Raw genomic sequence first — 13,381 nt, 5'->3', positions numbered from 1 at the left:
ATGGCTTCATGCGAACAGGAACAACTTCCTTCACACAATCCACTTTGTCCTAGGCTGTCTCTACTGCCTCATAACTTATGCATCCCGAAAGAGGAAACATGCCCAAGACTATTGTGATTACGGGAGCAAGCGACGGAATCGGTGCTGCGGCAGCCCTCCTGCTGAGCCAAAAGGGTGAACGTGTGGTGATCGTGGGCCGCGACCCGCAGCGCACCGCGGCCGTAGCCAAGGAGGTGGGAGCACCGTACTTCTTAGCAGATTTCGCGGACCTGTCCCAGGTGCGCACCTTGGCGGAGCAGTTGTTGAAACAGTTTCCGGAAATCAATGTGCTGGCCAACAATGCCGGCGGCATCATGGGCAACCGAACGCTGACCGTGGACGGATATGAAAAGACGTTCCAGGTCAACCATTTGGCCCCGTTCCTGTTGACGAGCTTGCTCCTACCGGCCCTTGAAGCAGGTAAAGCGACCGTGATCCAGACCTCCAGTAAGGCGGCGTCCTTGTTCGCACGCTTCAACATCGATGACCTGCAAAACGAAAATGACTACACCCCGCAGAAGGCGTATGGCAACGGAAAACTTGCCAACATTCTCTTCACTCGCGAACTACACCACAGGTTTGCCGACAAGGGCATCGCCGCAGTGGCGTTCCACCCAGGAATCGTGGGGACAAGCTTCGCCAGTGACACCACAAATTTGATGCGCTACATCTACCACAGCCCCTTGAAGCACCTCTTTACGATCCGCCCCGAAAAAGCCGCCCAAGATCTGGTCTGGCTGGCCGAAGGCACCCCCGCCGTCACTTTCACACCAGGCGAATACTACGAATCTAAGAAACTTCCCACGCGAGTGAATCCGGTGTCCATGGACGCTGCGTTAGCCAAGGAGCTCTGGGACAGATCAGCCGCACTCATCTGATCCCTCTGCGCGGAAAGTACGACGTCGTGCTGCCCCTCTCGCAGGCCCCTCACCTTGCGTTGGGATAAGCCTGGCGGGAGACCTGCAAGCTGACAAGCGCTCTAGCATGCAGCGGATTAGGCTGTCGAGTTTCCTTAAAGGGCTCTGAACTCCGGCCCTCATTTCCGGGTCAGTTGCCGCTCGGATGGATCAGAAACGGCCTTGATGTGCCTCATAACTCATGCGTTACAAGACGCCACAAAATACTCTGTGGTGTCTTTTCGTCGTTACAGCTCGGAGGCGCCATTCTGGGACTCTTGAAAGAAGGTGGTGTGCCAGCTGAGCAAGCGGCCTAGGGCGTTGATCTACTCTTTGCTTATCCCACGTTGCTCGCGGCCGAACGAGGGTCACGCAGTGTTGACCAAGACGCTGGAGATCATGAACTGACCGGCCTCGTCGACCGTATTAAGCCGGCAAATCCTGTGGTTTTACCGAACCTTTTCGCGATTGGCAGGGACCTTGTTGAGGGCACTCCTGAGCAGTGCCTGCGGTGGGGCGTGACCGTTCTCATTAATGGCATCACGCATACTGTGCGGGCTTAAGACGCGAGGTATTTCGACGCTAGGCCGCGTGTCACTGTGCCGAAGCGACTGAGTGACACGCGGCCTAGCGCTATGACTGGTGACTACTTGTTGACGAAGGCCAAGAGTGCTTCGTTGACCTCTTCGGCGTGGGTCCACAGCAGACCGTGGGGAGCGCCCTCGATTTCCACGTAGTCAGCCTCGGGCAGGGCCTTCGTGAAGCGGCGGGCCGTTGCATCAATGGGGAGGATATTGTCCTTGGTGCCGTGCAGGATCAGGGACGGCTTGCCACTGGCCCGGACTGCCGCGACGTCCTCACGGAAGTCTTCAATCCAGGCAGGCACGACGGCGTACGCGGCCACGGGTGCACTAGAAACAGCCGTGTTCCAGCTTGCAGTGACGGCCTCCTGGCTGATGCGGGAGCCCAGGTTTTCATCCAGGTTGTAGAAGTCGGAGAAGAACTGCGTGTACCAAGCAAAGCGATCGCCCTTGGCTGCCGCACTGATTCCGGCGAAGACCTCCGCCGGGACGCCCTCGGGATTGTCATCCTGAGCAACCAAGAAGGGTTCGAGCGAGGCGAGGAAGGCGAGCTTGGCAACACGGGCATGTCCGTACTTGCCTACGTAGCGGGCCAATTCGCCGGTGCCCATGGAGAAGCCCACGAGGATGACATTGGAGAGGTCCAAGGTTTCTAGAACCGTGTTGAGATCAGCGGCGAAGGTGTCGTAGTCGTACCCACTACCAACCTTGCTTGACTGGCCAAAGCCTCGGCGATCGTAGGTGATGACACGGTAGCCGGCAGCGAGCAGTTCACGCGTTTGGCGTTCCCAGCTGTGTCCGTTCAGCGGGTAGCCGTGGATCAAGACGATGGGCTGACCGGCGCCCTGATCTTCGTAGTACAAGTCGATCGAGGTGCTGTTTTCAGTTCCAACGGTGATGTAAGCCATGAGGAATTCCTTTTCTAAGCAACTATAAGAAACAACCTTGAGAACGATCTTGAGAACGATCGTTCTCGCTGATGTTTATGAGCCTACAGAACGATCGTTCTCACGTCAAGTACTATGGAGTTATGAATGATGAAGAAGTGCGCGAAAGAATTCTCGTCGCCGCGGATAACTTGTATTACAGCAAGGGATACGCGGCTGTTGGCATGGATGAACTGCGCACAACGGCAGGGGTGTCGTTACGGCGGCTCTATGCCATGTTTAAGTCAAAGGATGACATCGTCACAGCCGTCTTACGGCGCAAGCATGAGGAATGGGAAGCCGGAATTGCGGGCCAGGTGAGCGCCGCGGGCGAGGATCCGGAGCAACAGCTTCTGGCCATTTACGACTTCCTTGACGCGTGGTTTTGTACCGGTACCTTCCGAGGGTGCGCCTTTATCAATGCCTTTGGCGAGTTGGGTGGAACCCATCCGGAGGTGGCAACACTGGTGCGCGAGCACAAGGAATCTTTCCAACGCTATGTTGGGGGTCTCGCGCAACAACTAGGTGCCCCCGAATCGCTCGGTGCGCAGTTGGCCATTCTGGCCGAGGGTGCGCAAAGTACGGCCGCCATTTCCGGCGATCCCGCAGTGGCAGCCGTGGCGCGTTCAGCCGCCGAGGTGCTGATTAACTCGGCCTTGCGATAAATCCGGGTAGCTTTCTAGGCACAAAAAGCGGCCGCCGACTTCGTGCACAACAGGGAATGCACCCTGAGTGGAAGAAGCCGGCGGCCGCCGATGTTTGTGGCTACTTGGCGCCGTCGTCGGGAGTGGAGCTGTCGTCAGGCCCCGCGCCGTCCTCAGGATCGAAGTCCTCGAAGCCGCCGTCGAGGAGCTTGGCCAGAGCCGCATCCACATCCGACTCGGAAGCGTCATCGGCGCTGCGACGGGCACTGAAACCTGCCGCGTCGTCGAGGTCTGCCGAGGTGGGCAAAAGATCAGGGTGAGCCCAGATGGCATCGCGGCCGGAGATGCCACGCTGCTCCTTCAAGGAAGCCCAGAGGGCAGCGGCCTCACGGAGCCTGCGCGGACGCAACTCCAACCCGACCAGTGAACCGAAAGCGTGCTCGGCCGGTCCTCCGGTGGCCCGACGGCGTCGGATGGTTTCGCGGATCGCGGCAGCGGCAGGCAGATTGGCGGCCGCCTCAAAGCTCAACTCATCAACCCAGCCTTCGACCAGGGCCAAGGCTGTCTCCAGCTTGGCGAGCGCCGCATCCTGGGCGGGGGTGCGGGCCGGCATGAAGACGCCCTCGGAGAGAGCCGCCTGCATGGCCTCGGGGTTGGAGGGGTCGAGATTGTGCGCCAGATCTTCGATGCGTGACATGTCGATGTGAATGCCTCGGGCATAAGACTCGATGGCGCCGAGCAGGTGACCGCGCAACCAAGGAACCTGGACAAACAAGCGGGCATGAGCGGCCTCGCGCAGCGCGAGGAACAACCGGATTTCCTGCTCGGGAACTTCCAGACCTTCGCCGAATGCTTTGACATTGGTTGGCAGAAGCGCCATCTGCAGATCGGCCAGCGGAATGCCAATATCTGTGGAGCCAAGCACTTCCTTGGCCAGCGCGCCTACGGCCGCACCCAGCTGCAGGCCAAAGAGGGCGCCACCCATGTTGGTCATCATGCTCGCGGCGTCGCCCATCATGGACTTCATTTCCTCGGGCAATTGCTCGTTCATGGCCTTGGAGATCGCCGAGGCGATGCTGTTCGCGACAGGCTCCGTCAAACGCTGCCATGTGCCGAGAGTTTCCTCGACCCATTCGGCGCGCGACCAGGCGCGGCCAATGATGGCGGTCGGAGCCAACTCGGTGAGCGGATCAAGCCACATCTCGGCCAAACGCAGGGCCTCGTCGATGGCCTGCTGCTGTGCCGGCGTGACGGATGGGTCGTCGCCAGCGGCAGCCTTACGGGCAGCATCGCGGGCCAGATCCCAGTTCACGGGGGTGTCCGAGGAATTGCTCATCATGGCCTGAACCTGGGAGAACATCTGCGACAAGACATTCGGATCCGAGGGCAGTCCCGCGGCCTTGGCCAGCTCGGCAGGATCAAAGCCCTCCATGCCCTGGCCACCCAAAAGGTTCGCAAGCATTTCCTGCAGCGGATCCTTCGGGGTGTCGTCGTCGTTATTGGCTGGTGTGGATGACATGATGGCCCGTTCCTTGGCGTTGAGGCTGAATGACTTCACGTTACCGCCGCGCTAGGCTCTTGTCGCCCCATGGCCGCCTACTGTTCGCTACAGGCAAAGGGCCGCGGAACCGCGCCACGGCCACGCGCCGAATCTGCCCCGATTCAGTGTTAACTCCCAGCGCCAGCTCACACATGGCACACAATCACAGCGTAGGCTTAGGGTCGGTGCCCATCTTTGTCAGGGATACCAGTAGGCCCGGGAAAACTTGGAAAGGTCACAGCGTTGAGCCAGGAGATTGCGAAGACGGCGGCACAGCCAGGCGCTTCCCGCGACCGCAGGGTCACCACCATGATGGTCTCCGGCATTGTTGCCGTGGTGTTGGCCGTTGCCGCCATCACCTTGCCAGTGCCGTATGTCATTGAATCTCCAGGGCCGGCGATCAACACGATCGGCGAGTTCAACGGACACCCCATCATCACCGTCGCGGGCCGTGAGAGCTTCCCCTCGACCAGCGGCAGCCTGGATTTGACCACGGTTCACATGACCGGCGGCCTGCCCGATAGCCAAATTAACTTTTTCGAAGCCGTGAAGTCCTGGCTGACGCCGTCGCACACCCTGTACCCAGCCGAGATGATCTACGCTCCCGGCATCAGCCAGGAAACCGTCAATAGCGAGAATTCCGCGGCCATGACCGGTTCGCAGGAGAATGCCACCGCAGCAGCATTCAAGGCGCTCGGGATCGACTACGAGACCAACCTGTCCGTCGCCTCCATCCCTGAGGATGGCGCCTCCGCTGGCATCCTCAAGCCCGACGACGTCCTTCTCACAATTGGCGGGAAGACGGTGACGGATCTGTCCGTCATCCAAAGCGTTCTCGCCGAAGGCAAGGGGTCCGCCGTCGAACTTAAAATCAGGCGAGCCGGGGCTGAGAAGACCCTGAGCGTGACGCCCAAACTGGGCAGTGAAGGAAAGTACCTGTTGGGCATCTCCCTGCAGAACACCTTCAAGTTCCCCTTCGACGTCAAGATCTCTTTGGAAAACATCGGCGGCCCCAGCGCTGGCATGATCTTTGCCCTGGGCATCATGGACACCTTGACCGAGGGTGACCTCACGGGCGGCAAGCTCTTCGCTGGCACCGGAACGATTGATCCTGAGGGAAATGTTGGCGCGATTGGCGGTATCGCCCAGAAGATGGTGGGCGCCCGGAGTAACGGGGCCGACTACTTCCTGGCCCCGGGCGCTAACTGTGGCGACGTCGTCGACCATATCCCCAAAGGGCTGCAGGTCGTCAAGGTCGACACGTTGCGCGAGGCTTACGACGCGGTGTCCTTGATTGGCAAAGGTGGCGACGCTAGCACGCTCGCTACCTGCAAGTAACGATTGCGCATCATACGGAACTTTAGCCACGAACCATTCGTGGCACCAAGAGAGCAGTAACCGGCATGAAAGACCATGCCCCAGTTAAGTAAGAGGTAGAGAGTGACATCCCGACCATCCCCATCGCCCAGCAGACCGGTACGACCGAAACGCAGAAGCGCGCTGATGCCCACCATTATCGTGGTGGCCGCATTAGTTGTCGCTGTGCTGATCTTCTCCGGCGTTTATACAGAACTCCTGTGGTTTAACCAGATCGGCTTCAGTGAAGTGTTCTGGACAGAACGCCTTGCGAAGTTCCTGATCTTCCTGACAGGGTTCCTTGTCATGGCGGTCGGCGTGTACTTCTCGATCCGGACAGCCTACAAGGCCCGCCCCATCTACGCCCCTGACAATGCGCGCGAGGACAACCTCAACCGTTACCAGATGCAGCTTGAACCCGTCCGTCGCGTGGTTATGATCGGCATCCCGATCGTCTTTGGCCTGTTCGCCGGAACCGCTGCCATGGCGCAGTGGGAAAAGGTCATGCTGTTCCTGTACCGTGTGCCGTTTGGCAAGACGGATCCGGAATTTGGCCTGGACATTAGCTTCTACACGAACACCTTGCCCTTCCTGGGCTTTGTGGTCGGGATGCTGATCAGCGCCACCGTGATTGCCTTCATCGCAGGGTTGCTCACGCATTACCTGTACGGCGCCATCCGCCTGACCGAACGCGGCATCTTTGCCTCTCGTGCGGCACAGATCCATATCTCGATCCTGGCCGGCTTCTTCTTGTTGCTGCTCGGCGTGAACTTCTGGCTCGGCCGCTACGCCACCTTGCAGGACAACAGCGGCTACCGTGCCGGCGCCATGTTCACTGACGTCAACGCCGTGATTCCAACCAAGGCCATTTTGGCCGCCGCGGCGATCATTGTCGCGATTCTGTTCATTGTCGCCGCCTTCATCGGCAAGTGGAAGCTTCCCCTGATCGGTACCGGCATGCTCGTGGTGACGGCCATCGTGGCCGGCGGAATCTACCCCTGGGCCATCCAGGAATGGCAGGTTAAGCCCTCCGAAGGTGACGTGGAACTGCCCTATATTGCTCGCAATATTGACCTGACGCGCGATGCCTACGGTCTGAGTGATATGCAAGTGACCCCGTACAACGCCACCACTACTGCCGAAGCCGGCGCCCTGCGCCAGGATGCGGATACGGCAGCGAACATTCGCCTGCTTGACCCGAACCTGATCTCTTCGACGTTTGCCCAGCTGGAACAGTACCGTCCGTACTACAAGTTCCCGAAGACTTTAAACGTTGATCGCTACATGATCGATGGCAAGGTCCAGGATGCTGTCATCGCGGTACGTGAACTCAACCCTGATGGTATTAGCTCCACGCAAAAGAGCTGGTACAACCAGCACCTTGTTTACACGCACGGCTATGGAGTGGTGGCCGCTTATGGCAACACCGTCACGGCCGATGGTAAGCCTGTTTTCATGCAGCAGGGTGTGCCTTCCACCGGCAAGCTGGGAACCGATACGAGCTATCAACCACGAATTTACTTTGGACAGTCCACCACGGACTACTCCATTGTTGGTGCACCCGAGGGAACCACGCCCATCGAGCTTGATCGCCCTGAGGGCAACACTCCGGAGGCCAGCGCCGATAGCCCGGATAACGAGGCCCTGACCACCTTTGCCGGTGACGCAGGACCGAATGTTGGTAACTGGTTCAACAAGTTGATGTATGCCCTGAAGTTTCAGTCCACAGACCTGTTGCTGACCAATGGTGTCAACGAGAGCTCGCAGATCTTGTACGATCGCACCCCGGCCGAGCGCGTGGCCAAGGTGGCCCCGTACATCACCCTGGACGGTAACCCGTATCCCGCGATTGTGGACGGCAAGGTCAAATGGATTGTTGATGGTTACACCACCAGCTCCAACTACCCCTACTCGCAGCAGCAGCAACTCCAGGCAGCTACGACCGACTCCCTCACGGCTGCAGGTGGTGTTGGCGTCATGCCCAACGCCTCGGTGAACTACATCCGCAACTCCGTCAAGGCCACGGTTGATGCCTACGACGGATCCGTTGACCTGTACGCCTGGGATACTGAGGATCCGATCCTGAAGTCATGGCAGAAGGTCTTCCCTTCGAGCATCAAGCCGTTCACAGAAATGTCGGGCGATCTGATGTCGCACGTTCGCTACCCTGAGGATCTCTTCAAGGTGCAGCGTGAACTGTTAGGCCGTTACCACGTGACCGATCCGACCAACTTCTTCAAGAACACCCTGGCCTGGAGCGTTCCCGAGGATCCCACGTCCACGACGAAGGAAAAGCAGCCGCCGTACTACCTCTCCCTCAAGATGCCGGGTGAGGACAAGACCGCGTTCTCGCTAACGACCTCCTTCATCCCGCAGGAAGTGACTGGCACGGATTCGAGGAACATTCTTTACGGCTTCATGGCGGCTAACGGTGATGCCGGAAACGTCAAGGGCGTCAAGAGCGAGGACTATGGCAAGTTGCAGCTCCTGCAACTGCCGGACGCCACGCAGGTTCCTGGCCCCGGCCAGGTTCAGAATAAGTTCCAATCTGACCCGACGGTTTCCGAACAGCTCAACGTGCTCAAGCTCGGCCAGACGGATGTCATCAACGGCAACCTACTGACCCTGCCCATGGGTGGCGGTATGCTCTACGTCCAGCCCGTCTACGTGAAGTCAACAGGCTCAACCTCGTACCCCACCTTGCAGCGTGTTCTCGTCGCCTTCGGTGACAAGATTGGTTACGCGGCCACGTTGAACGAGGCGCTTGACCTGTTGTTCGACGGTGACTCGGGGGCCGCGGCCGGCGATGTTGACGTCACCAAGGAACCTGGCACCGGCGGCACCTCGACCGGTGGCACCGGCGGCACCGTCAGCACGAACCCGGCGCTTGCCAAGGCGCTCAATGACGCCAAGGCCGCCATCACCGAGGGTCAAGCCGCTCTGGCCAAGAGCGACTTCACCGCCTATGGGGCAGCGCAGAAGAAGCTCGAGGCAGCCATTGCGGCCGCTATTGCAGCGGAAGGTGCTGCTGCAACACCCGCACCCACAGCGACGCCAACGCCGAGCGCGACACCCTAGTTCCGCCGTCGTTCTTGTCCTAGGACGCCCGGTCACCTCGCGGTGACCGGGCGTCCTAGTTAACGGGAGACGAAGGTCACGTGCTCTCAGTTTGGCCGCACAGTGAATGGACGGTAAAGTAATAATCACATCGCGGGGTGGAGCAGTTCGGTAGCTCGCCGGGCTCATAACCCGGAGGTCACAGGTTCAAATCCTGTCCCCGCAACTCCACTAGAAAAGTCCTTGATCTTCGGATCAGGGACTTTTCTGTTTAACAACCTCAGGCGCGGCTTAGAAGGGCCAGATAACCGGGACAAGGAAAACGCCGACGGCGAGATAAAGGACCATGACGACGCCGCCAAACTTCCAATAGTCGCCAAATTTATAGCCTGCCGGGCGCATGATCATCATGTTGGCGGGGGTTGCGATGGGTGTCAGCAGTGCGGCTGCTGAGGCTACGCTGACGCACATGAGTACCGTGAAGGGGGACAGGCCAGCCTCTGTCGCCACTGAGAGGCCAATCGGGATGATGATCAGGGCCGTTGCGGTATTGCTGATGAGCTGACCCAGCACCGCCGTGACGATGAACAGACCCAGTAGTAGAAGGTACGGGCTGCCACCACCGGTGAGGGTCACGATTCCGTCTGCCAAGAGGGTGGCCGTGCCGGTCTTGGTGATGGCGGCCGAGAGTGGAATCATGCCAGCGACCAGGATGAGCGTCTGCCACGCCATGGAACGGTGGGCCTGCCCCAGTGTGACGACGCGGCTAAGCACCATGGCCATGGCAGCGAGGAGGGCCGCCACGGCAGCCGGAACAACGTTGGTGGTCATCATGATGACCATGCCGAGCAAGATCGCCAGCGCTGGAATGGCGCCCGGCCCGAGGGGGACGGTTTGGCGGCGGATCGCGTCGGGGGAGTCTACGAGCAGCACGTTGTGATCCTGTGTGTGCTTATCCAGAGCCTGCCAGCTACCTTGGAGGAGGAGCGTATCCCCGGCCTTGACCTTGTGGGGTTTCGGACGGGGAGCTGTGGCGCCGGTGATGGTGGCTGGAGTCTTGCCTGAGCGTTGGTGTGCCAGCACCACTAAAGATCCGCTCTGGGTGACCATTCCAGGGTAGACGTTGGTCCCGATCAGATTGGAGCGCGGGGCCACCAGCACCTCGGCGACGCCAAAGGACTTGCTGACGAGGCCACAGGCAATGCCGGAGTCACCGTCGGCCTCCACTCTCATCTCGTGCTCGATAGCGAAAGCTGCGATATCCGTCGCCGTGCCGCGTACCACTAGGAAGTTCCCCGCGTCTAAGTTCTCCTGCGTCAGTGGCCTTCCGTCGGTGCTTTGGACGGTGATGAGATGCACCCCGCCTCGAATAGTTGGCAAGACGCCACTGATGGGACGCCCCACGTGAGTGCTGGCCGGAGGGATGTGTAGGCGTGCGAGCTTGTGCGCCTCGGGCCAGTAGTGGCCGAGCAATACCTGCGGGAGGTCACTGAGATCCTTGGGTGTATCGTCCGGGACGCGCTGCGGAAGGAGCCTTGGCCCCAGATAGATGGCGGCCAGAATTGTGCCGGCCAGCAACGGCAGCCCCACGAGGGCGAACTCAAAGAAACCAATGCCCTGACCTGTGGCGTCGAGCGCGGCTTCAAGGATCAAGATGTTGACGGGAGATCCTGTCAGGACAAGAAGTGAGCCAGCGTGGGCTGCAAAAGCCATGGGCATGAGCAGCTGTCCAGGTTCCCGCCCAAGGCGCACGGCTAGGACCACCACCATCGGAAGCAGTGCCGCGACGGCCCCATTGACGCTGATGATGGCGGTGAGCAAGGCCGTGAAGACCATAATGAGGGTAATCAGGCGAGCTTTGCTGGTGCCCGCAAAACGCACCAGCAGGCCACCCATCCAGGTGGTGATCCCGGCCGCGTCGATAGCCTCGGCCACCACGAACAATGCCGCGATCAAGATGACGGTTTGCGATCCAAAGCCGGAAAACGTTTCGGTAGCATCGACAATTCCCGTGGCGAAGAGTAGGAGCGCAACGCCTAAAGCGACGATTTCTACGGGTATTTTATTCCACACAAATATGACAATCGTAATTGTCAGAATGGTCAGGAGTACGGCGATATCGCTCATAGGCAAAGGCTAATGAAAAACAGTACGAAGGGCAATCATGAAAGATTTACAGATATTCGTAAATTACTCATTCTTGCTATATCCAGGAGATCGCTGCCCTGCTACTGTGAAACCTAGGTCGCAAAGACGGCCGTACTTGGCCTGTCGCAACGCAATACCTGCGCTAGGCCTTATGGATTGGGGAAATCGCATGCAGTTCTTTGAAGTTTTTTGGTCAATTACCATAGCCTTTCTTTTTCTGGCTTATCTTATTCTGCTATTTCAAATTGTGGGCGATATTTTCCGCGACTCAAGCCTAAGCGGTATCTTCAAGGCTATTTGGATTTTCTTCCTTTTGGTGACGCCCTATATTTCGGCACTCATTTACATCATTGTTCGAGGAAATGGCATGACGCAACGTCAGGTCAAGGCGGCAACGTCAGCGCAGCAGCAAGGCGAAGAGTATCTGCGCCGGGTGGCTGGAACGCAGAGCCCCGCAGATCAGATTTCCGCCGCCAAATCACTCCTGGACGCCGGAACCATCACCGACGCCGAATATGCCCAGCTCAAGGCCAAGGCACTCGCCTAAAACAGCTTCGGGTTCCCTCTCCTTTGTCATAAGAGCACCATGTTCACCATCGAGGTAGATACATTATGGCCAGCAAAGATACGGCGCTTAAGCCGCAAAAGAAATCAGTTCTCGAGAAATTCCTGACCGGCGTTGAGGTTGTGGGGGACAAAGTCCCACACCCAGCCGTCATCTTTTTAATTCTTATTGGCGTGGTCATGGTCTTGTCCGTGATCTTCTCGGTGGCCGGCGCCAGCGCTACTTTCCAAAGCGCCAACATTGTCACGGGTGAAATCGAGGATGTGACTACTAAGGTCCGCAGCCTCCTCGACGCGGACGGCATCAGATTCCTGTTCACCTCCATGGTCACTAACTTCACCAACTTTGGTGTGGTTGGCGTGATTCTGGTGGCGATGCTTGGCGTGGGGTTGGCGGAGGAAGCCGGACTGATTTCGGCGTTGATTCGTAAACTCGTCCTCGTCACACATCCCAGCATGATCACCTTCGTCATTGTCCTGCTGGGTGTCATCTCCAGCATCGCCACCGACGCCGGATACATGGTGTTGATCCCCTTGGGTGCAGCCATTTACCACTCCCTGGGTAGACACCCCTTGGCCGGACTCGCCGCCGCATTCTCCGGTGTTGCTGCCGGCTTTGGCGTCAACGTCTTGATCACGCCGCTGGACGGCATGCTGACAGAGGTGACCAACGAGGCCATCCATATGATGGACCCGGCTAGGAACCTCGACGTGACGGCCAATCTGTACTTCAGTATCGCCTCGACGGTTTTGGTGGCCATTATCTGTACCGTTTTGACAGATAAATTCGTCGAGCCGCGACTTGGTGTCTACGAGGGTCCATCCGCCGGGCACGAAGATGGTGTCATCAGCCTGGAGGAAAAGAAGGGCCTACGCTGGGCGCTGTACACCGCGATCGGGATTGCCGCCGTCGTACTCTTGCTCTCGCTACCCTCCTGGGGGCCGCTGCGTAACCCGGACACAGGCTCCCTGATTGTTGCCGCACCCTTGCTCGAGAGCATTATCTTCTTGGTCATGATTGTCTTCCTCGGCTGCGGTACTGCCTATGGGCTCGGGGCCGGAACGATCAAGAACAGCATGGACATCATCAATCCGATCGTGAAGACCTTCGCCAACCTTGCTGGCTTGATCTTCCTGCTCTTGGTCATTGCCCAGTTCATCGCCTACTTTGCCTACACAAATCTGGCCACCGTGGGTGCCGTGGGAATGGCTGACTGGTTGGAAAGCTCCGGATTTGGGCCGGTCCCGCTGTTGATTGGCTTTGTCATCGTGACCTTGATTATCGACATCTTGATGCCCGGCGGGCTACCTGCCTGGGCCATCCTGGCGCCGATCTTTGTTCCCTTGTTCATGCGTCTGGGCATCGACCCTGAGGCGGTCTTGGCCGCATATCGCGTGGGGGACTCGCCCATGAACATCGTCACCCCGCTCATGCCGTACTTTGCCATGATCGTGGTCTTCGCCCAGAAATACCGGCCCAAGTCCGGTGTGGGCACCATTGTGGCCATGATGTTGCCGTACACCGTGGTGCTCGTGGTCGTGTGGACGGCGTTCCTGGTGCTGTGGTTCGTCACGGGCATCCCGTGGGGGCCCGCTAGCTAGCGCACGCAGTCATCTCATCATTTACGAA

9 protein-coding genes and 1 tRNA gene are annotated in these 13,381 nt (G+C 58.8%); 7 read left to right on the top strand and 3 right to left on the bottom strand.

Going from position 1 to position 13,381, the window contains the following annotated elements:
- Window positions 1-98: 98 nt before the first annotated feature.
- A complete protein-coding gene (locus CVS30_RS04415) occupies window positions 99-917 on the top strand; it encodes an SDR family NAD(P)-dependent oxidoreductase (RefSeq protein WP_110484076.1) in 819 nt (272 codons plus the stop codon).
- Window positions 918-1,581: 664 nt separating this feature from the next.
- Here CVS30_RS04415 and CVS30_RS04410 read toward each other — a convergent pair.
- A complete protein-coding gene (locus CVS30_RS04410; protein ID WP_110484075.1) occupies window positions 1,582-2,424 on the bottom strand; it encodes an alpha/beta fold hydrolase in 843 nt (280 codons plus the stop codon).
- A 122-nt stretch (window positions 2,425-2,546) separates the two neighbouring features.
- On the opposite strand from CVS30_RS04410, the gene CVS30_RS04405 reads away from it, so the two are divergent.
- Window positions 2,547-3,107 (top strand): TetR/AcrR family transcriptional regulator, encoded by a 561-nt coding sequence (locus CVS30_RS04405; RefSeq protein WP_110484074.1) that lies wholly within the window; start codon window positions 2,547-2,549, stop codon window positions 3,105-3,107.
- A 100-nt stretch (window positions 3,108-3,207) separates the two neighbouring features.
- On the opposite strand, the gene CVS30_RS04400 is transcribed toward CVS30_RS04405, so the two are convergent.
- Window positions 3,208-4,605: a zinc-dependent metalloprotease gene (locus CVS30_RS04400; RefSeq protein WP_110484136.1), complete on the bottom strand. Its 1,398-nt coding sequence runs from the start codon at window positions 4,603-4,605 to the stop codon at window positions 3,208-3,210.
- A gap of 264 nt (window positions 4,606-4,869) precedes the next feature.
- On the opposite strand from CVS30_RS04400, the gene CVS30_RS04395 reads away from it, so the two are divergent.
- The 3 genes from CVS30_RS04395 to CVS30_RS04385 all read left to right on the top strand — a co-directional run bounded on the left by CVS30_RS04395 (window position 4,870) and on the right by CVS30_RS04385 (window position 9,265).
- The gene (locus tag CVS30_RS04395) at window positions 4,870-5,964 is read left to right on the top strand and encodes a YlbL family protein (RefSeq protein WP_245934427.1); all 1,095 of its coding nucleotides are present in this window, start codon (window positions 4,870-4,872) and stop codon (window positions 5,962-5,964) included.
- Window positions 5,965-6,129: 165 nt separating this feature from the next.
- Window positions 6,130-9,060, top strand: a complete 2,931-nt coding sequence (locus tag CVS30_RS04390; RefSeq protein ID WP_110484073.1) for a UPF0182 family membrane protein — start codon at window positions 6,130-6,132, stop codon at window positions 9,058-9,060.
- A gap of 131 nt (window positions 9,061-9,191) precedes the next feature.
- Window positions 9,192-9,265: transfer RNA gene (locus tag CVS30_RS04385), tRNA-Met, on the top strand.
- Between the two features lie 65 nt (window positions 9,266-9,330).
- Here CVS30_RS04385 and CVS30_RS04380 read toward each other — a convergent pair.
- Complete coding sequence (locus CVS30_RS04380; RefSeq protein ID WP_110484072.1) at window positions 9,331-11,166, bottom strand: SLC13 family permease; 1,836 nt, start codon at window positions 11,164-11,166, stop codon at window positions 9,331-9,333.
- Window positions 11,167-11,356: 190 nt separating this feature from the next.
- On the opposite strand from CVS30_RS04380, the gene CVS30_RS04375 reads away from it, so the two are divergent.
- Window positions 11,357-11,734 (top strand): SHOCT domain-containing protein, encoded by a 378-nt coding sequence (locus CVS30_RS04375; RefSeq protein WP_110484071.1) that lies wholly within the window; start codon window positions 11,357-11,359, stop codon window positions 11,732-11,734.
- Window positions 11,735-11,799: 65 nt separating this feature from the next.
- The gene (locus CVS30_RS04370; RefSeq protein ID WP_110484070.1) at window positions 11,800-13,353 is read left to right on the top strand and encodes an AbgT family transporter; all 1,554 of its coding nucleotides are present in this window, start codon (window positions 11,800-11,802) and stop codon (window positions 13,351-13,353) included.
- Window positions 13,354-13,381 lie beyond the last annotated feature (28 nt).

It is taken from the genome of Arthrobacter psychrolactophilus, assembly GCF_003219795.1.
GTDB classification, from domain to species: Bacteria; Actinomycetota; Actinomycetes; order Actinomycetales; family Micrococcaceae; genus Specibacter; species Specibacter psychrolactophilus.
Note: the sequence above shows the minus strand (reverse complement) of the source record. Positions and strands in the feature narration are given on the sequence as shown.